The organism is Cryobacterium sp. Y82, from assembly GCF_002929495.1.
In the GTDB taxonomy this organism is placed as follows: Bacteria; Actinomycetota; Actinomycetes; order Actinomycetales; family Microbacteriaceae; genus Cryobacterium; species Cryobacterium serini.
Genome location: NZ_PJJJ01000037.1, coordinates 424,409 through 446,415 on the forward strand (window position 1 = coordinate 424,409; position 22,007 = coordinate 446,415).

At 64.3% G+C, this 22,007-nt stretch carries 18 protein-coding genes; 3 read left to right on the forward strand and 15 right to left on the reverse strand.

All coding sequences use genetic code 11. From position 1 onward, the window contains the following. Positions 1 to 120 precede the first annotated feature (120 nt). The 4 genes from CXY70_RS17280 to CXY70_RS17295 form a co-directional block, all read right to left on the reverse strand. The gene (locus tag CXY70_RS17280) at positions 121 to 981 is read right to left on the reverse strand and encodes a hypothetical protein (protein ID WP_104193536.1); all 861 of its coding nucleotides are present in this window, start codon (positions 979 to 981) and stop codon (positions 121 to 123) included. Between the two features lie 303 nt (positions 982 to 1,284). After that, complete coding sequence (locus CXY70_RS17285) at positions 1,285 to 2,343, reverse strand: acyltransferase family protein (protein WP_104193537.1); 1,059 nt, start codon at positions 2,341 to 2,343, stop codon at positions 1,285 to 1,287. Beyond that, complete coding sequence (locus CXY70_RS17290) at positions 2,340 to 3,410, reverse strand: acyltransferase family protein (protein WP_104193538.1); 1,071 nt, start codon at positions 3,408 to 3,410, stop codon at positions 2,340 to 2,342. The genes CXY70_RS17285 and CXY70_RS17290 overlap by 4 nt, the downstream gene beginning before the upstream one ends. Beyond that, complete coding sequence (locus CXY70_RS17295; RefSeq protein WP_146066178.1) at positions 3,407 to 4,729, reverse strand: O-antigen ligase family protein; 1,323 nt, start codon at positions 4,727 to 4,729, stop codon at positions 3,407 to 3,409. The genes CXY70_RS17290 and CXY70_RS17295 overlap by 4 nt, the downstream gene beginning before the upstream one ends. Positions 4,730 to 4,963: 234 nt before the next feature. Here CXY70_RS17295 and CXY70_RS17300 point away from each other — a divergent pair, with 234 nt between their 5' ends. Continuing rightward, positions 4,964 to 5,917: a hypothetical protein gene (locus CXY70_RS17300; RefSeq protein WP_104193540.1), complete on the forward strand. Its 954-nt coding sequence runs from the start codon at positions 4,964 to 4,966 to the stop codon at positions 5,915 to 5,917. A gap of 109 nt (positions 5,918 to 6,026) precedes the next feature. Beyond that, a complete protein-coding gene (locus CXY70_RS17305; protein WP_158251015.1) occupies positions 6,027 to 7,304 on the forward strand; it encodes an oligosaccharide flippase family protein in 1,278 nt (425 codons plus the stop codon). Here CXY70_RS17305 and CXY70_RS17310 read toward each other — a convergent pair. Together CXY70_RS17310 and pip are read right to left on the reverse strand one after the other, a co-directional pair. Continuing rightward, on the reverse strand, positions 7,301 to 8,254 hold the full coding sequence (locus tag CXY70_RS17310) for a glycosyltransferase family 2 protein (protein WP_104193542.1): 954 nt from the start codon (positions 8,252 to 8,254) through the stop codon (positions 7,301 to 7,303). The two genes, CXY70_RS17305 and CXY70_RS17310, sit on opposite strands and share 4 nt — an antisense overlap. A 50-nt stretch (positions 8,255 to 8,304) precedes the next feature. Next, complete coding sequence (pip, locus tag CXY70_RS17315; protein ID WP_104193543.1) at positions 8,305 to 9,261, reverse strand: prolyl aminopeptidase; 957 nt, start codon at positions 9,259 to 9,261, stop codon at positions 8,305 to 8,307. An 87-nt stretch (positions 9,262 to 9,348) separates the two neighbouring features. Between pip and CXY70_RS17320 the strand changes: the two genes are divergently transcribed. Further along, positions 9,349 to 9,735 carry a TraR/DksA C4-type zinc finger protein gene (locus tag CXY70_RS17320; protein WP_104193544.1) on the forward strand — a complete coding sequence of 129 codons (387 nt, stop codon included), beginning with the start codon at positions 9,349 to 9,351 and terminating at the stop codon, positions 9,733 to 9,735. A gap of 16 nt (positions 9,736 to 9,751) precedes the next feature. Here CXY70_RS17320 and CXY70_RS17325 read toward each other — a convergent pair whose 3' ends face one another. From CXY70_RS17325 to CXY70_RS17365, 9 genes are all read right to left on the reverse strand, one after another. Continuing rightward, positions 9,752 to 10,447 carry a response regulator transcription factor gene (locus CXY70_RS17325; RefSeq protein WP_104193545.1) on the reverse strand — a complete coding sequence of 232 codons (696 nt, stop codon included), beginning with the start codon at positions 10,445 to 10,447 and terminating at the stop codon, positions 9,752 to 9,754. Beyond that, positions 10,444 to 11,706 carry a sensor histidine kinase gene (locus CXY70_RS17330; RefSeq protein WP_104193546.1) on the reverse strand — a complete coding sequence of 421 codons (1,263 nt, stop codon included), beginning with the start codon at positions 11,704 to 11,706 and terminating at the stop codon, positions 10,444 to 10,446. Before CXY70_RS17330 ends, CXY70_RS17325 begins: the two co-directional genes overlap by 4 nt. Positions 11,707 to 11,722: 16 nt before the next feature. Further along, complete coding sequence (locus CXY70_RS17335; RefSeq protein WP_104193547.1) at positions 11,723 to 12,571, reverse strand: ABC transporter permease subunit; 849 nt, start codon at positions 12,569 to 12,571, stop codon at positions 11,723 to 11,725. Then, entirely contained in the window at positions 12,568 to 13,500 is a 933-nt protein-coding gene (locus tag CXY70_RS17340) for an ABC transporter ATP-binding protein (RefSeq protein ID WP_104193548.1), read from the reverse strand. Before CXY70_RS17340 ends, CXY70_RS17335 begins: the two co-directional genes overlap by 4 nt. A 149-nt stretch (positions 13,501 to 13,649) precedes the next feature. Continuing rightward, positions 13,650 to 15,743 carry an acyl-CoA dehydrogenase gene (locus CXY70_RS17345; protein WP_104193549.1) on the reverse strand — a complete coding sequence of 698 codons (2,094 nt, stop codon included), beginning with the start codon at positions 15,741 to 15,743 and terminating at the stop codon, positions 13,650 to 13,652. Between the two features lie 183 nt (positions 15,744 to 15,926). Beyond that, positions 15,927 to 18,011 carry a DNA helicase RecQ gene (gene recQ, locus CXY70_RS17350; RefSeq protein ID WP_369852845.1) on the reverse strand — a complete coding sequence of 695 codons (2,085 nt, stop codon included), beginning with the start codon at positions 18,009 to 18,011 and terminating at the stop codon, positions 15,927 to 15,929. Positions 18,012 to 18,082: 71 nt separating this feature from the next. After that, on the reverse strand, positions 18,083 to 18,853 hold the full coding sequence (locus CXY70_RS17355; RefSeq protein WP_104193550.1) for a copper resistance CopC family protein: 771 nt from the start codon (positions 18,851 to 18,853) through the stop codon (positions 18,083 to 18,085). A gap of 103 nt (positions 18,854 to 18,956) precedes the next feature. Continuing rightward, the gene (locus CXY70_RS17360) at positions 18,957 to 19,583 is read right to left on the reverse strand and encodes a hypothetical protein (RefSeq protein WP_104193551.1); all 627 of its coding nucleotides are present in this window, start codon (positions 19,581 to 19,583) and stop codon (positions 18,957 to 18,959) included. Between the two features lie 110 nt (positions 19,584 to 19,693). Continuing rightward, positions 19,694 to 21,991, reverse strand: a complete 2,298-nt coding sequence (locus tag CXY70_RS17365; RefSeq protein WP_104193552.1) for a 5'-nucleotidase C-terminal domain-containing protein — start codon at positions 21,989 to 21,991, stop codon at positions 19,694 to 19,696. Between the last annotated feature and the right edge of the window lie 16 nt (positions 21,992 to 22,007).

The following is a 22,007-nucleotide window of genomic DNA, read 5'->3' on the forward strand; positions in this document are numbered from 1 at the left end:
ACCTTGAGGCGCGCGTGGACGCTTGGAGTGCCAGCCCGGCTGGGGTTCACCGAGGGCCGCGCCGCGACGACGCGCCATAGCGGCGCGCCATCGCGAATCGTGGGGCAGGCGAAGGGCGGTTTAGCCGCCGTGCACCGTTACGGTCTGGCTGTCGGGCGTGTAATAGTTGCGCGCCGTGCTGATCTTGGTCGTACTGGGCGAGATGATGGCGCAGTTGGCCACCCTGGTATTGCGCCCGAATTTGTTGTCGGTAACGACGGTGCCGTAGATCGGACCATACGACTTCTGGGCCACGTTAATGGTGCAGGCGCCACCGTCTGCGAAATTGTTCGTAAAAGAGAAGTTCGAGACATCACCGGTGTCCTGCGTGATCTGCACCCCAGCGTTATGGGAACCACTCAGGGTGCTTCCGTACACCTTGATATTGCTGCCCTTTTGAATCTGGATAGAGTCATCGTGGCTGGGCTTTCCGCCCTGATTCGGGTCACTGGAGTAGTGCAGGTTGCCGTGCAGCCATGAATTTGCGATCGTGACATTACTGCCGGTCACGTGAACACCATCAATGACGCCGTGGATATCAACGCGGGTCAGCGTAAAGTTGTAGCCGTAGATTCCATTGATGTCGGGCGACGGCTTCGACGGATACAACTCCGAATCGATGATCTTCAGGCCCGAGCGCCCGCCGAGGTTATTGACCAGCGCAGCGGGAGCGCTGACGCTTCGTCCGCGAATGATGGAGTTTTTGATCGTCACGTTGATCGCGTTGATCTTGACCAGGCCACGAATATCCAGCCCGCTGATGACCGTGCCGGCCTTGGTGATATTGAGATCGCCGTTGTGCACCCTCAAGGTCGTACCGGAAGGGACTCCGGTCGTACCGGCACTCGCGGCGGCCATCCGAATGACGCCTCCGGTTGCGGCCTGGGCCGGAGCCGCCAAGCCCGCCAGCGGAATGAGAACGGCAAGGGTCGCTGCGGCCACAAAAGCTGGGGTTCGTGCGCTGGAATTGCGTCGCGTCCGAGTGCGTTCCAGACGAACTGCATTCGGTAGATCGGCACGGGTGAGGTCTGGACGAGGTGGGTCATAACGATGCACGGCGGGGTGGTGCTGGTGTACGCCGCGAGAATGCTGCGGGGTCAGGGTAAGCGGTCGGCGATGAGAGCGGGAGATATGGTCGGTCATGAATTCATTTCGGGTGGTGCACGTTCGGGTATGCGGGTGAGACAACTGCAGGGAGTCGCCGATAGATACTAGAGTGTTACCGAAAAATGAAATTACGTCAAATTAGCGTCGCGTATTTGTTGAGATCACTGCCCGCTGTGAAACGATGACCCAGCCTTTGACCGGCACAGTGAAGATGCCTGGAACGGTATGAAACCGCCAGTTGAGCGCCAGGGCGACCGCGATCGAACCAGCGCACAGCAGCGGCGGGAACAACGTCGCGACCAACACCGGATCGTGGACGTCGAAGGCAACCAGAATGGCAGCGAGCGCCGTCATGGGAAAAGTGTGCACGAGGTAGATCGGCAGGGTGCGAGAGCCCAGGGCGCGCACGAAATCGAAGGCGGGCAGCTTGGCAAGCAATACGGCGACGGTGACGCCGACAACGACGGCGAGCGTGCTTACGACCAGCAACACGAATGGAATCTTGTTGAGCGTCAATTTCGTGGTGATCACGACCAGCGCAGCGTACCCGAGGCACAAGAAAGCAACATGCCACCAGCGCACGAGGGGAACGAGGCGACGCACCAGCGGCCCAAGATAAATGGCGGCGATGAAAAACACGACGTACTTGCCCATTTTGTCCCACGGTGAGCCGGTGTGCAGCACCCCCGCACCGAACAGCACCGCTATGACCGCGGTCAGAGCGATCTGCAGCACCGGAGCCCATCGCCGCATCAGCCAGGCCAGCGTGAAAAACAACGGCAAGGCGTAGATAAACCACAGGTTGGAACTGGGCCGAACGAATAGGGTGACGAGGCTGGCCCAGGAGGCGTTAGGCGCTCCCGACGGGCTGATCGGCGGCAGAGCGAGCAAGAACAGCGTCTGTAGGGTTACCCAGGCTACGTAGAGATACAGGAGCAACGACATCCGCTTGCGAAACAACTGCCAGTAGGGCAAGCGGATGGCCGACGCGGCCAGAATTCCCGACATGAAAAAGAACAGGGGCATGCGAAACGTGTCGAACAGCGGGTTGAGCGGAGCGAGCGCGCCGGCCAGCCCGACCTCATCGAGGTACATGATCGCGTGGTAGAGCACGACCAGGGTGATCGCGATCCCCTTCGCGACGTCGATCCAGGCTTCCCTGGGTGCCACGGGCGCGGGTGCCGGCGCCCCGGTCATGTCGACTCCTCGGTCGATCGGGACGGGCGAATCGAGCGATAGAGACGCTGGTCGAACTCGGTGACAATCGGCGGCGGCTCATAGGCGTAGCGCAGGGCACTTCGGGATGCGAAGCGGTTGAGGGAGAGGGCGAGGAGTACGGCCGTGACCGCGAGAATGGGCGGCAGGATGGGCGCGATGACGGCGACAGCAGGGAAGGAGAGCGGCAGGGAGAGCACGAAGGAGATCAGGATGACGATGGGTGTGTGCGCCAGGTAAATAGGCAGGGTGATGCGCCCGATCGTGCCGAACCAGCGCACGCCGCGGAGGGTGCGACTGAACGCAATCCCGCCGACGACACCGACCAGACAATTCAGAAAGTACAAACCGAAGACATCGCGCAGCCCGAGCAGCGCGACGGTGGCGGTGACGGCTACCCAGACGAACATGGCTGTACCCACGAGCAGCCGGTTATCGACCGTGCCGATGCGCATGATCCAGTTGCGCAGGTAGATGCCGGCCAGAAAGAAGAAGTAGTACTTGAGCGACCCGGACCAGCCCACGTTGGCCGTCTCCAGCCCGCTCAGGGCCACGATTGATACGGCGCCGGCGATGACGAGTTGCAGTCGGGGATTTACTTTTCGACTGAGCTTGGCCACGACGAAGAAGATCGACAAAGCCCAGATGAACCAGAGTTCGAACCGGGGCAGCACCGGGGACACGACAAGGCCCAGCACGGCTTCGCGGAGGCCGAAGCCCTCGCCCTTCATGGTCTGACCGAGCAAGAAGACAATCGAACCGACCACCTCCCAGAGCAGGAAGACCCAGAGGTATAGGCGCACCTTGACCGTCCACAGATCGCGCCACGGTTTGAGGAGCCATTTGGGCGCGAACAGGCCCGACAGAACAAAGAACAAGGGCATGCGCATCGACGACAGTGAGTCGTTGATCTCCCGCCAATACGGAATATCAAAACCGGCGCCGAGCAGCCAGTTCGCCGAGTGGAACAGGGCGACGAGCAGGATCGCGATGCCCCGGCCGGTATCTACCCAGCCAACGCGTTCGGCCGCGGGGTTGGTGGCGCTCATCGCCGGCGTCGAACCATCGTAGGTCGAAGGGGCGCGGGGCTCTGCAGCGCGGCATCCTTTTCGGTCGGCACCCTGCGGGTGATGAGGAGTCCGAGAACAAGCACGAGCAGCACGGATGAGCTGAAAAACGGGCCGAAGAACATGAACCAGACGGCTTTGATACCGAGGTACAGCAGCACGGCACTGGCGGTGTTGGCTGCCACGTGTATGCCAATACTGCGCACGATGAGCACGAGAATGAAGAGGGCGAGCACAAGCCCGGGAATGCCGAAGGCCGCCCAGAAGTCTCCGATGACCGAGTGCAGTTCGATATGGCCACCGAACATGTAGTTGTCGACATAGCCGTTGTTCGGCGCGTAGTTGATCGCAGCCATACCGGTTTTGGCGGCCAGTATGTCTTCTGGATTGGGCACGGTGCCAACGCCGAACCCCCACGGCTGATGCTGCATGAGCGCGATCGTCGCCGCGAGTTCGGGGCGCCCGCCGAGGATGAGCGAACCGGCCTCGTTGAGCTGGGCGACGGTACGCTGCTGGGTGGCTTCACCGAGCGCGCCGTCGAGGATGAGCGCCTGAATCACGTTGAAGACGATGAGACCCAGAACGCCGAGTCCGAGGAGGGCGCGCAGCGCCGACTTGCCGCGCGTGGTTCGGGTCGGGCGCATTTGCCAGGCGACCAACAGCACAGTCAGCAGCATGAATGCGAACGCGGAACGGGCATCCGTCACGGTAGCCACGACGGTGAGTGCGAGCGCGACGGCCAGCTCCAGCCAGCGGCGGCGCAGCTGCATTGTGATCCCGAGCAGCAGAATCGTCAGGGCCACCGAATAGCCGAAGCGCCATGGATTTTCCGCGTACAGTTCACTCGACGGCGAAACACCGAGCAGGATTCCGGCACCGTACCAGATGGCGATTTGGGAGGCGGGCAGAACGGTGCGCGCCCAGAGCACGAATCCGACGCCGGCGATCAACCCGATGAGACCGGCGATCGACCCGAACGCCTGGCCGAGACTCGTATCGTGCGTGGGCGCGGATAGGACGGTGAGCCAGACACCCGAGCCGATCGCCACCAGGCCGCCGATCAAGAACAGCCGAGCGCCCCAAAATTGGCGCAGAATCGGGAACCAGACGGGGAACAGGGCCACACAGACCACGGCGCCCACAGTGACGCCTCGGTCGATGTCGATTCGCAACGCGACTACGACCAGAACAACAACGGCAATGAACTTATTGGCGAGGGACGTGGCCTGGTGCACGGAACGGCCCGCGCGGGTGCGACGGAGTGCCGCAGCAGGTCGCACCGCGATGATATTGGAGCGCACCTGAGAGAACAATAGCTACCACCACCCGGGCCACACAGGGATGATTCGGGTACCAGCCCCTGTTGCACAGCCGCATCGTGCATAACAATAGACGGCCCAGTAGAGAAGGGACAAGGGCGATCCCTCTCAAACTGAGAGAAAATCATCCCCCGAGAAGGGGGTCGGGGATGGGTGGCACGGCCTGTATAGTGGCGATTTCGTGAGAGATATTCATCGTGCAACCGGAAGTAGCGTGTGGTCATCAATAACGTGGTCATCAACACCGTCCATCGGCTTGTCACCGATCTGCGTCGAGACCCGGCCGCCCTAGCCCAGCGGGCCAGTATCAAGTTGCGCCTCGCGGGCCTGCGCTTGACCAACCGGCTCAGCCGTCGTTCAGTGACGGGATCGGGCACCGTGGTGGTCAACCTCACCTCGTTCGGCCATCGGATCAACCTTGTGCACTATGCCCTCGAGACCATCGCCGCCGGCCGAATTCGCCCACGGCGCCTCATTCTCTGGCTCGATGACGTCGCGGTGCTCGCGCACCCACCGGCCACACTACTTCGATTGCAGCGGCGCGGCCTGGAAATCCTCTTTTGCCCCGACTTCGGGCCGCACAAAAAACAGTTCCCGTATGCCTCTTCTACGCCGATCCTCCCCCTGGTCGCCGCCGACGACGATGTGCTGTACCCGCGCACCTGGCTGGCCGAACTTCTCGAGGCGGCCGCCCGGCATCCACTGGAGATCATTGGGCAGCGCGCCCACACCATCACCTTCGACGGCGATCGGGTCGCGCTCTACTCCCACTGGGTCGCCGCCCGCGGCACCGCCGCGAGTTACCGGACACTCTGCACCGGTGTCTCCGGGATCTACTACCCGCTCGAACTGCTTGCTGCCCTGCGGGCCGAAGGCGAGGCCTTTCTGCGGGTCGCTCCGCGGGCGGATGACCTGTGGGTCTATTCGGTCGCCGTGCGGCACGGTATTCGCGCCCAGCAGGTGGGTGAGCGGCAGGCCGAGTATCCGGCCATCCCGGGTTCGCAGCGTGGCACCCTGTATCGGCAGAATGTGACGGAGGGCGGCAATGATGCCCAGTTCGCGGCGTGCGTGGGTGAGCAGGAACGAGCGCGGATACTGCGCGATGACACTCTCGATTCGGGTGTGTTGCCAGCCATTCCGCTGCGGGTAGTGATCAGCGATGGCACCTAGGCGACCCCGGGGACAGCTACCCGCCCAGCCGGGCATCGACCGTACAATCACGTCTCCAGTCGGTCCGACCAGGCGCCGGGCAGCCGCTGCGAATTCAGTGTCACGCAACATGACGATTGCGCTGATCGGAAACGCTTTTCCTCCCCTCGTCGCGCTGTTTTCCGGTCCAATCCTGGCCCAGGCACTCGGGGTCGACGGTCGTGGCGCTGTGGCCGCCGCGACCGCGCCGCTCGCGCTCGTGGTCACCGTGGCAACCTTTGGTGTACCCGAAGCCGTCACCTGGGCTATCGCCCGCAACCCCACCCTGGCCCGCAACGCTTCCAACCGGGGCATGCTTATTCTGGTTGTCGCCGGATTGCTCGCCATGGGCGCCGTCGCGTTGTCAGCGGCCTGGCTCAGCGGTGGCGACCCGACGGTGCAGCAGCTCATTCTCGTGGCCTGCCTGGCCATAGTGCCCAACTTGCTGGTCGGCGTGTTTCGGGGGGTGGCATCCGCTACCCAAAGCTGGCGGCTGGTCGCCATAGAACGCATCGTAACCTCGTCGCTGCGGCTCGGCGTGCTCATTCCGTTCTGGCTCACCGGCACCCTGACGCCTCTCGTGGCGACCATCGCCGTTGCAGCGATGCCGGTGACCGGGTTGTTCGTCTATATCGGGCGTATGCGCAGCCTCGACCCGCGAGCCTTCGACGTTCCGCGTGAGGCGCGCACGGCCGGGCTGCTGAACTATGGACTGCGCATCTGGGTCGGCTCGCTGTCGGGAATTTTGTTGTCGCGGCTCGACCAGGTGCTCATGACGCCGTTCGCCGGCACCTATCAGCTCGGTTTGTATGTGGTGGCGGTGAGCGTGAGTGAACTGCCGCTGATCATCAACCAGGCGGTGCGGGACGTGACTTTTGTGACGGATGCTGCTGATTCCGTCGACGCCCGTCTTGCCTCCTCGGCTCGTATCAGCACCATGCTGTGCGGCCTGGCCGCCGTGTTTCTCGGTATCAGTATGTTGTGGTGGCTGCCTTTTCTGTTCGGCGAGGATTTTCGCCCCGCACTCCCGGTGGCCGGTGTGCTGCTCGCCGCAGTGGTGCTCGGTACTCCTGGGTCGATCGCCGGCTCTGGCCTGAGCGCCCGCGGACGCCCCGGCCTGCGCAGCGTGTCGCTGCTGATTGCCTGCCTGGTGAACGTCGGCATGCTGATCGTCCTGGCGCCGCCGCTCGGCGCGATGGGGGCCGCGCTGGCGACCCTGGCCGGCAACGTCATCTCGAGCAACCTGAATTTGTTGTTCATGTATCGCAAATTCGGCATCAACCCGCTGCAGTTCTACGGCGTGCGGCGCACAGACTTCGTGACCCTGCGCGAGTACGCCAAGCGGTTCACCCGGCGGCGCAACCGCTAGATCGTGCTGGTGCCGACAGTCGTGGGCAGTGCAGCGGACGCCGGCCGATAGGCGAGGCCGTCGCGCAACCCCCTCGCCGCGGCGACGAGTGGCTGCCGCGAGGTCAACAGCTGGCGCCGGCCCCCGCGGGAGATGACCTCCCAGGCCGCGGGCACGCTGCGTCGACGCCATCTCCGGCGGTCATCGTCGGCGAGGTTGCGCGCCGCGTAGACCAGGCGGTTGCGCACGTTGTAGTAATAGTAGGAGTAAGACTTGGCCTGGCCGGCGCTGTGCTGGCCGACGCCCTGGGTGCCGCCCTGCGCGTGAGTGGCGTACGCGTCGACGCAGACCGTGACCTCTCCCCCGGCCAAGAGCACCCGGTGCGAGAGTTCGACGTCTTCCCAGTACAGAAAATAGTCGTCGCTGAACCCGCCGACCCGGCACCACAGATCATCACTGATCATCAGACACGCGCCGCTCAACCACGGCGTGGTGCGTTCGCCCGGGCGGTCCCCGCGCTTGCGGGTTGCGCGCACCCGACCGTCCTCGAGGTACAGATCGCTACCGTCAAACCACACCGTACCGTCCGGCCGCAGGATGCGGGGCGAGACCAGGGTGAGCGGATGCAGGGCGACCGCCTCGAGCAGGCGGGTGACCTGGTCGGCGGGGATGGCGGCATCCGGATTCAAGAGGAGAAAATGGGTGCGCCCATTCTGCTGCGCCCGCGCAACGCCGAGGTTCATGCCGCCGCCGAAACCGAGGTTGGTCGGCGACAGCACGAGCTGCCAGCCCTCACACTCGGCGAGCGCGCTCACCCTGGCCTGCTCCGCGGCGTCGGTGAAATTGTCGACGACGACGATGTGCAGGCCCGGTGCCGATCGGGACAGCGGTTGGAGGTTCTCTTCGAGCAGTGCTGTCGACCCGAAGTTCACCACCACCACGGCGAGGGAAGCGAAGTTCGAGTCGGTCATGCGGTCAGTATTGCAGATCCGAGAAGATCGCTTGACAAATTCTCAGTGGTTCAGGTTGCAAAGCGGTCAGTCGCCACAATAATGGCGTCGAGAATGCCGGGCTGGTCGAACGCATGGCCAGCATCGGGAATGAGGCGGAATTCGGCTTCCGGCCAGTTCTTGTGCAGGTCCCACGCGGTAAACGCTGGGGTGCACATGTCATAGCGACCCTGCACGATGACGCCGGGGATATCAGCGAGACGGGAGGCATTGTCGATGAGCTGGTTGGGTGTGAACCAGCCTTTGTTGGCGAAGAAATGGTTCTCGATGCGGGCGAAGGCCACCGCGAAGGAAGGATCGGAAAAGTGGGCGATCTTGTCCGGTTCCTGCAACAGGGTGATTGTCGATGATTCCCAGGTAGCCCACGCCACGCCAGCACGTTCGCGCACGAACTGGTCGGGGTCGTGCAGCAGCCGGCCGTAGGCCTCGATCAGGTGGCCGCGTTCGTTTTCGGGAACGGGCGCGAGGAAGGATTCCCATAGGTCGGGGTAGATTGCGGCAGCACCGCCCTCGTAGAACCAATCGAGCTCAACCGGGCGCAGGGTGAAGATGCCGCGTACGACGAGTTCGGTGACCTTCTCCGGGTGCGTCTCGGCGTAGGCCAGCGCGAGAGTACTCCCCCACGATCCGCCGCACACCAGCCACCGGTCAATGCCAAGGTGCTCGCGCAGTTTCTCCAGGTCGGCCACGAGGGTCCACGTGGTGTTGACGTCGAGATCAACGTCGGGCTCGCTCGCGTGCGGTGTGCTGAGACCGCAACCGCGCTGGTCGAACAGGATGATGCGGTACTTTGCCGGGTCAAAAACCCGCCGCTGGTCCGGGCTGGACGCGCCGCCGGGGCCCCCGTGCAGATAGACCGCCGGCTTGCCGTCTGGGTTACCAGAGGCTTCCCAGTAGATGGTCTGGTTCTCACCGACATCGAGCATGCCGGTGTCGTATGGTTCGAGCTCGGGGTAGAAGGTACGCATGCGTCGAGCCTATTCCTCGGATCGGAGGTTGATGAATTTCACCTCTCCAGCGTTGGCCGAAGCGATCGCGGAGTGCGAGCATAGATCATGGCGAGTACCTCTCTTACGGATGCCGAGCTCCGGCGCTTCGACAAGGCCCTCAGGGATCAGCGCGCCATAATAGCGACCGAGCTGAACCGGCTGGCGGAATCGCTTACGAGTGTGCGTGAGGCGCGGAGCGACGGATCGGCCGACGACGAGCACGATCCGGAAGGTCCAACCCTCTCCGGTGAGTGGTCACGAATTGTTGGTGTCCACGGCGAGTTCAACGAGAAAGTCGCCGCAATCGATCGTTCGCTGGCCCGAATTTCTGACGGGAGTTATGGCACCTGTCTCCGATGCGGTAAACCCATCGGGGCCGCCCGATTGTCCGCCTTGATGACGGCCGAGCTGTGCATCGACTGCGCCCGAAAAGTCGAAGGCCGCAGCCGATGACGGGCCGGGTCGACGGTCACTGTCCGACGAGGCCCTGTTCATAGGCCAGAATGACCGCTTGCACCCGGTCACGAAGGCCGAGTTTGTGCAGGATTCGGCCCACGTGGGTCTTCACGGTCGAATCGGTGAGAAAGAAACGCTCGGCCAGTTCGGGGTTGGACAGCCCTTCGGCGATGGCGAGGAAGACTTCGGTTTCCCGCTCGGTGAGGGCTGCGAGAGCCTTGGCCGCGCATCCGTTCTTGGCGTCGGCCTGTGGCAGCTGGGTGCCGAACAGGTCGAGCAGGCGCCGGGTCACCCGCGGTGAAACGGATGCCTCCCCCGAGACGACCGTGCGAATGGCACTGATCAGCTCCCCCGGTTGGGAGTTTTTCAGCAGGAAGCCGCTCGCGCCGGCACGCAGGCCGCCGAAAGCGTACTCATCGAGGTCGAAGGTGGTGAGAATGATGATGCGAGTGTTCGGGAGGGCGGCCATGATCTGCCGAGTCGCTTCGATGCCGTCGAGCCCCGGCATGCGCACATCCATCAGAATGACCTGCGGGAGCACACTCGCGGCGAGCGCAATCGCCTGGGCACCAGTGCCGGCTTCGGCGACGACGGTGAAGTCGTCTTCGGCCTCAAGCACCATGCGAAAACCCACGCGCAGGAGTGCCTGGTCGTCGACGAGCATGATGCGGATGGGACCGGGCGTCGGGGTTGGTTCCGGCACGGTCATCTGTGCTCCTCGACTCGTGGTGATTCGTCCTCAAAAGCCATCGCGGCGTGCACGCGCCATCCGTCGTGGATTCCTGCGCCGGCTTCAAAGTCGCCGCCATAAATGGACACCCGTTCCTGCATGCCAATTAGGCCTCGGCCGAACGCACGCGCTCCAGACTCCCTGCGCTTCCGACCGTTGTCACTGATGGTGACCTCGGCAGTTCCGGGGGCCGAGTGCAGCTGGACCACGACGTGGGTGGGCGTATCGGCGTATCGCAGCACGTTGGTCAGCGACTCTTGCACCAGTCGAAAAATTGTCAGCTGCACGCTTGGATTGGCCGGTTCGCGGCCGCTGCGTTCCAGCACGACGGGCAGTCCGGTCGACCGGAAGGATTCGACGAGGTCGGCCAGTTGGTCGATTCCCGGCTGCGGCGAGCGCGGGGCCGGCTCGGTACCGATATCGAGCACGCCGAGCAGGCGTCGCATCTCGGTCATCGATCGGCGCCCGGTGCCCGCAACGTCGAGCATCGCGGCACGGGATCGCTCGATATCTTTGGGAGCGATGGCATAGGCACCATCGGCGAGGGCTACCATGACAGATAGGCTGTGGGCGACGACATCGTGCATTTCTCCGGCGATCCGCGCCCGCTCAGAAATGCGTGAGAGCTGCGCCTGTTGGTCACGTTCCCTGGTTAGTTGCGCGGCCAGGTCGAGCAACGAAGCAACGTACCGCTTGCTGTTGCCCATGTTGACGCCGACCAGGGTCGCGGCGAGCAGCATGATTGCCACCTGGCTAGCCACCGGAATCCAGGGCACCTCGGCCGGATTATCGGTCAGCCACGCGGCCAGACTCGCCAGAAGCGTCGATGTACCGAACCCGATCCAGGCGCTGCGCACGTCGGAGTAGGCCGCGACTGCGTAGAGCGCGAGCAGCTGGGCGATCAGGTGCACCTCGCCGTAGTCGGCAAAGGTCAGGAGGCCGATCCAGGTCACGACCAGGACCAGCCGCGGTATCCGTCGGCGAAAGAACAGCGCCGTGGCCAGGAGCAGGACGATAGCCGCGTTGAGGACAACATCGCGCAGCGAAGCCTGGTCGGTATCGAGCAGGTTGGTGACGAAGGTCAGCGTTACAGGCACGACATAGATCGCCGCGACGAGCGCGTCGGCCAGGTGCGGATGCCTGGTCCAGAATCGCCGCACGACGCCGGGAGGAGTCGGCAGACGCACGTCTCCCCCCGGCGACAGCGCACGCCTGGGGGGAGAAATGTTACGGCTCATTCTTCGATGGTACGGGTCAGGCGTCGCGTCGTTTGAGCAGCAGCGCGGCCGCACCGAGGCTCACAACGACCCAGGCCATGACGACCAGGAACGCCTGCCAGGACTCCATCGTGTTCGGGTAGACCATTTCCGAGCCTGCCACGGTGAACAGGTACGGCACGATGTCATTGACCCATTCCACCGCCAGCGAAAACAGACCGACAACGGTCGGTAGCAGCAGAACGATGCCGAGCACCGTGGCAATGCCGCCGGCGCTGCTGCGGACGATTGCGCCGATTCCGACGGCGAACACCGCGATCAGGGCGAGAAACAACACGTTGCCGAGTAGAGGTAGAAGCACATCAACGTCAAACAGGCTCGCGGTAATGTCTTCGACGGCCAGTCTGGGAACCGCCACCAAAAAAGATCCCACGACGCTGACCAATCCGATCAGCACAGTGAACGCGAACAAGACGATGACTTTGGCCCACAGAGCGGGCAGCCGATTAGGAACCGCCGTGAGCGTGGACTTGATCATGCCACTTGAATACTCGCCACTGATCGAGAGAACGCCCAGAACGGCGACGATGAGTTGGCCGAGAACCAAGCCAGAGGTGGAAGCGATCACGAAGATCTGAGCGTTGTCGATCGGCATGGGGGCGCCGGTCGCCGGATCGAATCCGGCCGTAGCCGACAGCGCAAATGACATGAGAACGCCAATGCCGAGCGCGGCGACGACGACGAGGGAATAGGTCCAGTAAGTGGAGCGCAGGCTCCACAACTTGATGGATTCAGATTTCAACAGGCCGGTGAAGCTGAGGCCGGAGCCCGCCGACATGAACGTCGCGCGGGCCGCGGACGGCTGGGTGAGGTTTATAGTGCTCATCGAGCGACCTCCGCTTCGGCGTGGGTATCGCCGGTGCGATACTCCACTTCGTTCTGGGTGAGTTTCATGTAGGCGTCCTCGAGGGAGGCGCTCACCGCCGAGAGTTCGTGCAGTGAAATCTGGGCAGCCGCGGCGCGATCGCCGATCTCGTTCACGGTTAGTCCGCTGATCTCGAGCACGTCCTGCTCGGCGTTGGTGATGGTGACATCTTCCTGCGCCAGCAGGGCGGCGAGGGCCGCCGTGTGCGGGGTGCGCACGCGCACCGTGTTCTGCGCGGCCGAGGCGATGAGGTCGGCGACCGAGGCATCCGCTATCACTCGACCGCGGCCGAGCACGATGATGTGGTCGGCCGTGAGTGCCATCTCACTCATGAGGTGCGAGGAAAGCAACACAGTGCGGCCCTGGGCCGCGAGCTGCTTGGTGAGCTTGCGTACCCACTGCACACCCTCTGGGTCGAGGCCGTTCACAGGCTCGTCGAGAATGAGGGTGGCCGGGTCGCCGAGCAACGCCGCGGCAATGCCGAGACGCTGGCCCATGCCGAGCGAGAAACCGCCGACGCGCTTGCGGGCGACGGACTCCAGGCCGGTGAGGTTGATGACCTCGTGCACCCGGCTGGTGGGGATGTTGTGGGTGGCAGCCATGGCGCGCAGGTGGTTGTAGGCGCTGCGGCCGGTGTGCACGGCCTTGGCATCGAGCAGAACGCCGACCTCACGCAGCGGTGCCTTGTGCTCGTGGTACGGCTTGCCGTTGACGATCACCGATCCGGCGCTGGGCTGGTCAAGGCCCACGATCATGCGCATGGTGGTGGACTTGCCGGCGCCGTTCGGACCGAGAAAACCGGTAACCTTGCCCGGCTGCACCGTGAAGTCGACCGCGTCGACCGCGGTCTTGCTTCCGTAGTGTTTGGTCAGGGACTGTGCCTGGATCACGACTGCCTCATTCCGTTGGTGGGTGAGGCCCCGTTTCACTGCACTGAAGCCCCCATACCAAACGGTATGGTTTGACCCCTATGTGGCGCATCAACCGTAAGGATGGTTGTGCGCCACTGCTGTCGTACCTGAGTACGACGCGTATTGCCTTACCGCTTGACCGGTTTTTCGGGTGAAGGAGCGGTTCCGGATGCCCGCTGGTCGGCATAGTAGTCACGCGCCTCGATCTGGCGTTCGCGTTCGATGCCGCTCGCGATCGTGGCGCGCAGGTGGTCGGGCGAGTAGCCGAACGCGTCGACGAGATCGAGGGCATGCGGGCGGATGCGCGCAATCAGCCGGTCGATGTAGGCCGTGACCGCCTGGGCCCGCTGGGCGGACAGCCGACCGTGGATGAGGTACCAGGCAAGATTCTTCTCCACCAGGCCGAGGCCGAACAGGTCACGCAGCCAGGTGAGCACCTGTTTGGTGCCGGCATCCGTCGTAGCGTCCAGCGCCCGGGTGAACGATTCCCACTGCAGGAGTTCGCCGTGGGCGCGTGCTGCTTCAATGAGCTCGTTCTGGTGCGCATTGAACAGGTCGGCGGCCTGCTTCTTAGGCAACTTGGTGGCGCCGCGCAGTTTGCCGGCGACCTCGCCGATCATGCTCTCGACCCGATCGGTGAGCAGTTCGCGCTGCACATCGGCTTCGCGGAGGGCACCGACCGAGCGGGCCGTGGATCCACGGTCGGCAACGGACTGGCCCAGGGTGCGGAGGCCTGTGCCGTGGTAGGCGCGACCAGCGGCGTGCTGAACCACGTAGCGGGCGAGGGCGCCGGCATCCGCTGTGGCGAATTTGCGGCTGTAATCGGTGAGCAGGCGTTTGGCGACGAGCTGCAGCAGCACGTTGTTGTCGCCCTCGAAGGTCACAAAGACGTCGAGGTCGGCGCGCAGCCCCACGAGGCGGTTCTCGGCCATGAAGCCGGCGCCGCCGCAGGCTTCACGCGCCTCCTGCAGGGTATCGAGTGCGTGCCAGGTGGAAAGCGGCTTGAGCGCGGCAGCGAGGGTCTCGAGGTCCTGCCGGTCATCGTCGGTGTCGGCTTTGCCGCTAAACACGTCGTCGAACTTCACCAGAAACTCGTCGTGCGCGAAGGTCTGCGCGTAGGTCGTGGCAAGGCGCGGAAGCAACCGGCGCTGGTGCCTCTGATAGTCGAGGATGACCTCCTCGTCACTGTCGCTTCCTGCGGTGAACTGACGACGCTGGCTGCCATAGGTGATTGCGATGGTCAGGGCGAGAGCGGATGCCGCGGTGGCTGCCCCGTCGAGCGACACGCGACCCTGCACCAGCGTGCCGAGCATCGTGAAGAAGCGCCGGCCCGGGCTTGATATGGGGCTGGAGTACGTGCCGTCCTCGGCGACGTCACCATAGCGGTTAAGCAGGTTCTCGCGCGGGATGCGCACGTCGGTGAAGTGTAGTCGGCCGTTGTCGATGCCGTTGAGGCCGCCCTTCAAGCCGTCGTCCTCGCCGCCGACACCGGGGAGGAATGCGCCATCGGCGCTCCGAATGGGCAGGTAGAAGGCGTGCACACCGTGGTTGGTTCCCCGGGTGATGAGCTGGGCGAACAGCACGGCGGCGATGCCGTCTTTCGCGGCGTTGCCAAGGTAGTCCTTCCAGGCAGCGCGAAACGGGGTATTGATGATGAACTCGCCGGTCGCGGCGTCGAAGGTGGCAGTGGTCGCGATGCTCGCCACGTCTGAGCCATGACCGATTTCGGTCATGGCGAACGCGCCGGGAACGGAGAGGTTCATAATGCCGGGAAGGTACTTGTCGTGGTGCGGCTGGGTACCGAGGTGAAGCACAGCGGCGCCGAAGAGGCCCCACTGCACGCCACCCTTGATCTGCAGGCTCGGGTCGGCGATGACGAGTTCTTCGAAGCCGGCAATGTTTCCGCCGTGGTCATCCTGACCGCCAAGATGCTTGGGGAAGGCACGGAGTACGTGTCCCTTGGCTGCGAGCACCTTGAGCTGCTCGAATACGCGCAGCCGATGGTCAGCCATGGAGAGGCCCTCAATGCGCTGCATATCGGGGCGCGCGGTGACTTCTCGGGCGGCAAGGCGCACGTCGGCCCAGGTGCCGAGCAACTGGCGCCCAAGTTGTTCGACGTTGACCGTGGGGGCAGTCGGATCACCGATGGACTTAATGGGTCCAGTGTCGACGCTGGGGTCGATCGTCGATCGGGTGCTGGAGCGCTGGGCTGTGTCAACCATCGGTGGTCCTAACTGTTCGCGCGAAGTTGTGATCGCAACGTTAGGGCCGCGTAGTCGCGGTCGTGAAACGCGCGGTGCGGGGGCGACAATGATAGATGCCGCACCCGGCATCCGTTTTGTAGGTTCACCACAACTTCGGGTCGTTCGCACCTGCGCTGTTGCACAAATAGCGCGCTGTTGCGATCAGGCGGAGGCCGCGACAACCTCGAGCAAGGCTGCGCCGTAGGCCTCGAGCTTCTTAGCACCGATACCGGTGATGCCGTCGAGCGCGGCGAGCGTGGCGGGGCCGGCCGCGGCCACAGCAATGAGGGTCGCGTCGCCGAAGACGATGTAGGCGGGAACGCCCTGCTCCTTTGACTCGGCCGAACGCCACACCCGCAGCGCCTCGAACAGGGTCTCCTGAGATGTGCTGAGGTCGGCGGCCGCGACTTTCGCTGCGCTCGGGCGGCGGGCGGCGCTGGAACGTGCGGGGCGGTCGGGTTCGCGCCGCAGTTGCACGTCGCGACTGCCGCCAAGAACCCCGGCGGCGGCATCCGTCAGCACGAGGGTTCCGTATTCTCCGGAGGTAGCCAGCAGGCCCTGGGCCAGCATTTGGCGCACGACGCCACGCCAGGCCTGATCGCTGAGGTCGGCGCCAAGGCCCCAGGTACTCAGTTCGGTATGCCGGTATTGGGTGGCACGGGGGGTTTCTTTGCCGCGGAGGATGTCGATGAGGTGGCCGGCGCCGAACTTCTGGTTGCGTTCGCGGTGCAGGCGCACGATAGTGGAAAGCAGTTTCTGGGCGGGAATGGTGCCGTCCCAGGCTTCGGGGGGTTCGAGGCAGGTGTCGCAGTTGCCGCAGGGTTCGCTGGTCTGGCCGAAGTAGCGCAGCAGGTTGACCCGGCGGCAGTGCACGGTTTCGCAGAGGGCGAGCATGGCGTCGAGGTGGGCGGAGAGTTTGCGCCGATGGCCGAGGTCGCCGGGCGACTCGTCGATCATGCGCCGCTGTTGCACCACGTCTTGCAGGCCATAAGCCAGCCAGGCCGTGGCCGGGGCCCCGTCGCGGCCGGCTCGACCGGTTTCCTGGTAGTAGCCCTCGACCGATTTGGGCAGGTCGATGTGGGCGACGAAGCGCACGTCGGGCTTGTCGATTCCCATGCCGAAGGCGATCGTGGCGACGATGACGACGCCCTCCTCGCGCAGGAAGCGAGACTGGGTGCGAGCGCGCAGGCCCGCGTCGAGCCCGGCGTGATACGGCAGTGCATTGACGCCGTTCTGACGCAGAAAATCAGCCGTCTGGTCGACCGTCTTACGGCTGAGGGCGTAGACGATTCCGGCGTCGCCCGGGTGCTCCGTCTTCAAGAAGGACAGCAGCTGCTTGCGTACCTCGGACTTGCCGACAATGCGGTACTGGATGTTGGGTCGGTCGAAACTCGCCACGAAGTGTTTGGCGTCGCCCATCTGCAGGCGGGTCGTGATCTCCTGGTGCGTGGCATCCGTCGCGGTGGCAGTGAGGGCGATGCGCGGCACATCGGGCCATCGGTCGGCGAGTTCGCTGAGCGCGAGGTAGTCGGGCCGAAAATCGTGTCCCCACTGCGACACGCAGTGGGCCTCGTCGATGGCGAACAGCGCGATCGTTCCGCGCTCGAGCAGCCGCTTGGTGGCCTCATTGGAGAGGCGCTCCGGGGCGACGTAGAGCAGGTCGAGGTCACCGTTCAGGTAGTCGCGTTCGACCTGGCTGCGGGTCTGCGAATCCTGGCTGGAGTTGAGAAACTCAGCTCGCACACCGACGGCGGTGAGCGCATCCACCTGGTCTTGCATCAGTGCAATGAGGGGTGAGACGACGATGCCGGTGCCGGCTCGCACGAGCGCGGGAATTTGGTAGCACAGGCTCTTGCCGCCGCCGGTGGGCATAAGCACGACGGCGTCCTTGCCATCGACGACCTGTGCGATGATCTCGGCCTGGTCGCCGCGGAACGAGTCGTAACCGAACACGGTGTGCAGGGCTTCGGCGGCGGTGTCGAATTTGCGGGTCGCCGCACGAATCGGCGTAGCGGGCCGGGCGACTGCCGCCTCGCTGCGGTGGCTCGAAGCGAATGCCGCGGCCGGGTCGGCGGGCTGCCGCCCGAACTGGCGGTCGGCAAACTCCCGGTCCGACTCGGGTGGTGGAGCGTCGTAGTCGTCGGGGGCATCGAAGTCGTCGGGGGCATCGAAGTCGCTCGGGCCATCGAAGGCACTGGATGGTTCAACGTTGTCGGGGTTCCCGGGCAGCTCAGCGTTCCAACTCACGTGGACAACTTTACCCGGGCCCCCTGACACGTTCCCCGCAGCTGGTCAGCGTCGGGAGGCAAGAACGGCGGTTAGGCTCGGGACTTACGGCGGAGGGCGAACAGGGTGGCACCCACAGCGAGGAGCACGGCGCCGAGGCTGCCACCGATCCAGGCGACCGTGGAGAGCGTGCCGTTGGAGCCGGAATCTGCGGAGGGCGAGGTGCCGGAATCCGTTGTTGCTGCATCCGTTTCGGTAGCGCAGGCGGGAGCCGTGGCAGCCCCGTCGGCGAGTACCTGATCGGCGTTTGGCTGCCAGTCGAAGGTGAATTCGTCGGAAATGGCGTGGCCGTCGGTGGAGATCGTCTGCCAGATCACCGTGTACTCGCCGGCCGCGCCGAGCTGCGCCGAGGTCTCGACCGTAGCGCCGGAGACACTCCCGCAGCCATCGCCGTAAAACAACGGAGCGCTGGTTGGCCCCGTGACGATCATCGCCCCGCCCGAGCCTGTTCCACCGAGGTCGAGCAACAGGTCGCTGGTCGTGACCGAAAATACACCGGGTTGCTCGGTCACGACGGAATCAGCTGCCGGTGAAGACCCGACGACGTTGTTGTGAGCGAATGCCGGGGCCGCGCCCCAGCCCAGGGCCGCTGCAGCGACGACGACCGCGAACAGGGCTCGGGCCGTGCGGCGAGTGGCCGAAGCCGTCAGCTGGCAGGTCGGTCGCTGGCGCGCAGTTCTAACGAGGGGGGCTATCGCTCCGTGGGTCGCTGTGTTGGCGCGCACGGTGCTCGACCGACGGCTTGCGACGGGCGCATTGGCAGCCAGTGCTGTAGCGGTACCGATGGGGGTCGTGAACTTCATGACTGTCCTTAGATGTGGGTGCCCGGCGCAAACCGAACGAGGCCGGCGAAGCCTCTGCTACTCGTTCGGTGCGATGGGAAAATTAGTCTGGTTGGTCTATTCGTCAGGCGGCGAGGGCGAAGGCGGGCGGCCCGCGATGGCGCAGGGCCGAGAGCACCAGGATCAGATCGCGCGGGGTAAACACCGGTGCCACGTGTCCGATACGGTGAGGCGCCGCAATCGGCACGACTCGCTGGGCCCGCGCGAAAAGGGTGCGGATGCCCAGGCGAACGTTCTCAACCAGGCTCCAGAATGCGCGTTCCGCGTACCGTAGCGCAAGAATCGTGACGATTGCGGCGCCGAAATGGGCGAGCCACATTGCCGCGCCATCATGTGGGACATGCGTGGTCGAGCCCAGAACGGCCGGGTCGATCAAATTGGGCAGCGTCGCGTGCTGGTGGGTGGCCGAGGCGGCGAGAGCGTCGGCCCCGAGCGCACCGCCCGGCGCTCCGAGTGAAAAAAGTCCGTGAAAGATGACCTGGCTGATCAAAACGGATGCGGCACCGCGCCAGAACGAGAGCGTGCGGCCGGCGAGCGCGACGCAGACCATGCCGGCGAAGGCAAGCGAAACGACGACGGCCAAAAGGCCAGGTGCGGAACCGCCACTCAGGGTGTGCGACAGTGCGGCAACAAAAGTCGAGAACACGGCGACGATCCAGCCGCGGGCAAAGCGGGCCCAGCGTGTGTGCATCTCGGCCCCTCTCCGGTTTCCTCCAGAGTAGCTGACCGACCCTGTAAAAAAGGTTGGCGTGGTCGGTGTGAGCGTCGCCAGCTGGGGCGACGCCCACAGGTGGGACGGAGCTAGTACACCACCACGCGAATCGGGCGGGAGACAGACTCCTGAAAATGATCGCTTCCGCTGTACTGCACGGTGAGCTTGTGCACACCACGGCTCAGCCCGGTGATGCCCGTGGTCACGACGCCATCCTTCTGCGACGTGAGCAGCCGGGTCTTGATGAGCTCACCCCGGTCAAACACCCGAATCGTTCCGATCGGCGTAGCTTTGTCAGCCGCAGCCACCTCGACCCGCAGCTGCACGGCCCTCTTCTGGCTCACGAAGTGGCGCTGTACTGCGGCCGTCGTCGTCGTGTGCACGGCGACGGGTCCGACGTCTTTAATGACGATCGGGATGGTGATCGCGGTCCCCGTCCCCACCACCTCGAAGGTCAGCTGGTGCAGGCCTCTGGATGCGTCAGACGGAATCGGGAACAGCACGTCAGCGCGACCGACCTCGTCGGTGTTATCGACAATGGCGGGGTCGATCAGATACGTGGCACCGGCACCGTCGAATTGCACGAAAACGATGTCGGATCCGCCCTCGCCTGCACTCATCAGCAGCGAGGACAGACCGATCTCGAGGTTCTGGCCGGGCAGGTACCCGTCCTCGGCCGGAGGCGTCAGAGTGACACCGATCGCGCGCTGCGACTGGTCGGGGTTGGCGACGCGGGTGTCGACGAAGTAGTCGATCATGGCCTGTAAATCGGTTTGACCGGAGTCGGCCTGGTTCGTGCCGGAGGCGAGCGTGAGAAAATTGTCGCCGCCGGCAGCGAGGAACGAATTGACGGTGATGCGATGCACCGCACTGTCCGCAATCTCGACACCATTGAAGAACATGTGGGTGATGTGCCCGCCGGCTGCTGCGGTGGGGTCGTAGGTATAGGCGAGGCTCTTCGAGAGGCCGAGTTTGAGGAAGGGCCGGCTGGACCCGGTGGGCTGCCACTGCTCCTCGAGCACTTGGCGCAGCTGGGTGCCGGTCAGGTCCATGGTCACGAGCGTGTTGGCGAAGGGTTGAACGGATGCTGCCTCGCGATAGCTAACATCGCCGACGAGGTCATCCGGCCCACTGCTGGCCATGACGAGATCTGCACGGAGCCCACCCGGATTCATCAGCGCAATCTGGGCACCCGACTCGATTGTCGCGCTCAGCTGTACGTCGGCGACGAAGTTGCCGAGAATCGACTCTCCCCCACGATTCTCGGTTCCGTCGCTCTGCCTGGCTCGATTGAAGTCATTGGTGATCACACCGATGATGACAGCTCCCAGGGGAGCGGCAGCCTCGGTCGCGGCAGTGACGACCGACGCAACTGCCGGGTCGGCCGGGTACAAAGCGACCCCGTCAGCATCGACGGTAGGCAGGGTCTCGCCAGCGATACTCACCAGCTCATGACTCTCTGGGTCGACGGCGAGGGACAAGTGGCCCAGATCCTGGCCATAACTCGCGGCCTGAATCACGGGTCGTGGCAGGGAATTGCCGGCCACCGAAATTGAATGGCTGTAGAGCTGGTGAGTGTGCGCCGACACGATCGCGGCGACCGAGGGATCGGTGTCCGTGACGATGCGCCCAAACGCGGAGTCGTCGGTGGAGTCGGCCAGGTCGGGCCCGGCGGCGCCCTCGTGCACGAGCAGGATGGTGACATCCGCTTCGCCGTTGGCGGCGTCGCCGTCGTCCAGGTTGGCTGCGACCCGGTTGACCTCGGTCACCACGTCACGCACCTCAAGGGTGCTGATGCCGGCTGGACTCACCAGGCTCGGCAGCTGATTGGTGACGGCACCGATAAAACCGACGGAAATTCCATCGACCTCCGTCACGACGTACTGCTCGAATGCTGGTTGCCCGGTGCCCAGGTCATAAACATTGGCGGACAGGTAGGGAAAGTCTGCTGCGGGAATCACGCGGTCGTCGAGGTCGGCTCGACCCTGGTCGAACTCGTGGTTGCCGAGCGCAGAGGCGTCGAGGCCGATCGCGTTGAGAGCGTCGATCGTGGGGGTGTCCTGCTGGATGAAGGAGGTGAAGGTGGAGGCGCCGATGTTGTCGCCGGCCGACACGACCAGCGTGTTGCCAGCGTCGCGGAATTGGTTGACGGCACCGGCGAGCACGGCGGCACCCGCCGCAGCACCGGCTGCCTCGATCCGACCGTGAAAGTCGTTGATCGTGAGCACGTCGATGATGACCGGCGGCTCGGCGGCGCTGACGGGTGCGGTGGCGGGCGTCGAGAAGCCGAATGCCAGCACGATGACCGCCGCGAGCGTTGACCGTGCCCGCCGCCGGGTTCGATGTGTCGAAGAATCAGGGCTGAGAACGGCACCTGCGGTGATCACAATCGCGCTCCTTGTT

Coding starts and splice junctions, on each gene's coding strand:
- CXY70_RS17285 (WP_104193537.1), bottom strand. CDS start 2,343: ATGACCGGGGCGCCGGCACCCGCGCCCGTGGCACCCAGGGAAGCCTGG.
- CXY70_RS17290 (WP_104193538.1), bottom strand. CDS start 3,410: ATGAGCGCCACCAACCCCGCGGCCGAACGCGTTGGCTGGGTAGATACC.
- CXY70_RS17305 (WP_158251015.1), top strand. CDS start 6,027: ATGACGATTGCGCTGATCGGAAACGCTTTTCCTCCCCTCGTCGCGCTG.
- CXY70_RS17310 (WP_104193542.1), bottom strand. CDS start 8,254: ATGACCGACTCGAACTTCGCTTCCCTCGCCGTGGTGGTGGTGAACTTC.
- pip (WP_104193543.1), bottom strand. CDS start 9,261: ATGCGTACCTTCTACCCCGAGCTCGAACCATACGACACCGGCATGCTC.
- CXY70_RS17320 (WP_104193544.1), top strand. CDS start 9,349: ATGGCGAGTACCTCTCTTACGGATGCCGAGCTCCGGCGCTTCGACAAG.
- CXY70_RS17325 (WP_104193545.1), bottom strand. CDS start 10,447: ATGACCGTGCCGGAACCAACCCCGACGCCCGGTCCCATCCGCATCATG.
- CXY70_RS17330 (WP_104193546.1), bottom strand. CDS start 11,706: ATGAGCCGTAACATTTCTCCCCCCAGGCGTGCGCTGTCGCCGGGGGGA.
- CXY70_RS17335 (WP_104193547.1), bottom strand. CDS start 12,571: ATGAGCACTATAAACCTCACCCAGCCGTCCGCGGCCCGCGCGACGTTC.
- CXY70_RS17345 (WP_104193549.1), bottom strand. CDS start 15,743: ATGGTTGACACAGCCCAGCGCTCCAGCACCCGATCGACGATCGACCCC.
- CXY70_RS17355 (WP_104193550.1), bottom strand. CDS start 18,853: ATGAAGTTCACGACCCCCATCGGTACCGCTACAGCACTGGCTGCCAAT.
- CXY70_RS17360 (WP_104193551.1), bottom strand. CDS start 19,583: ATGCACACACGCTGGGCCCGCTTTGCCCGCGGCTGGATCGTCGCCGTG.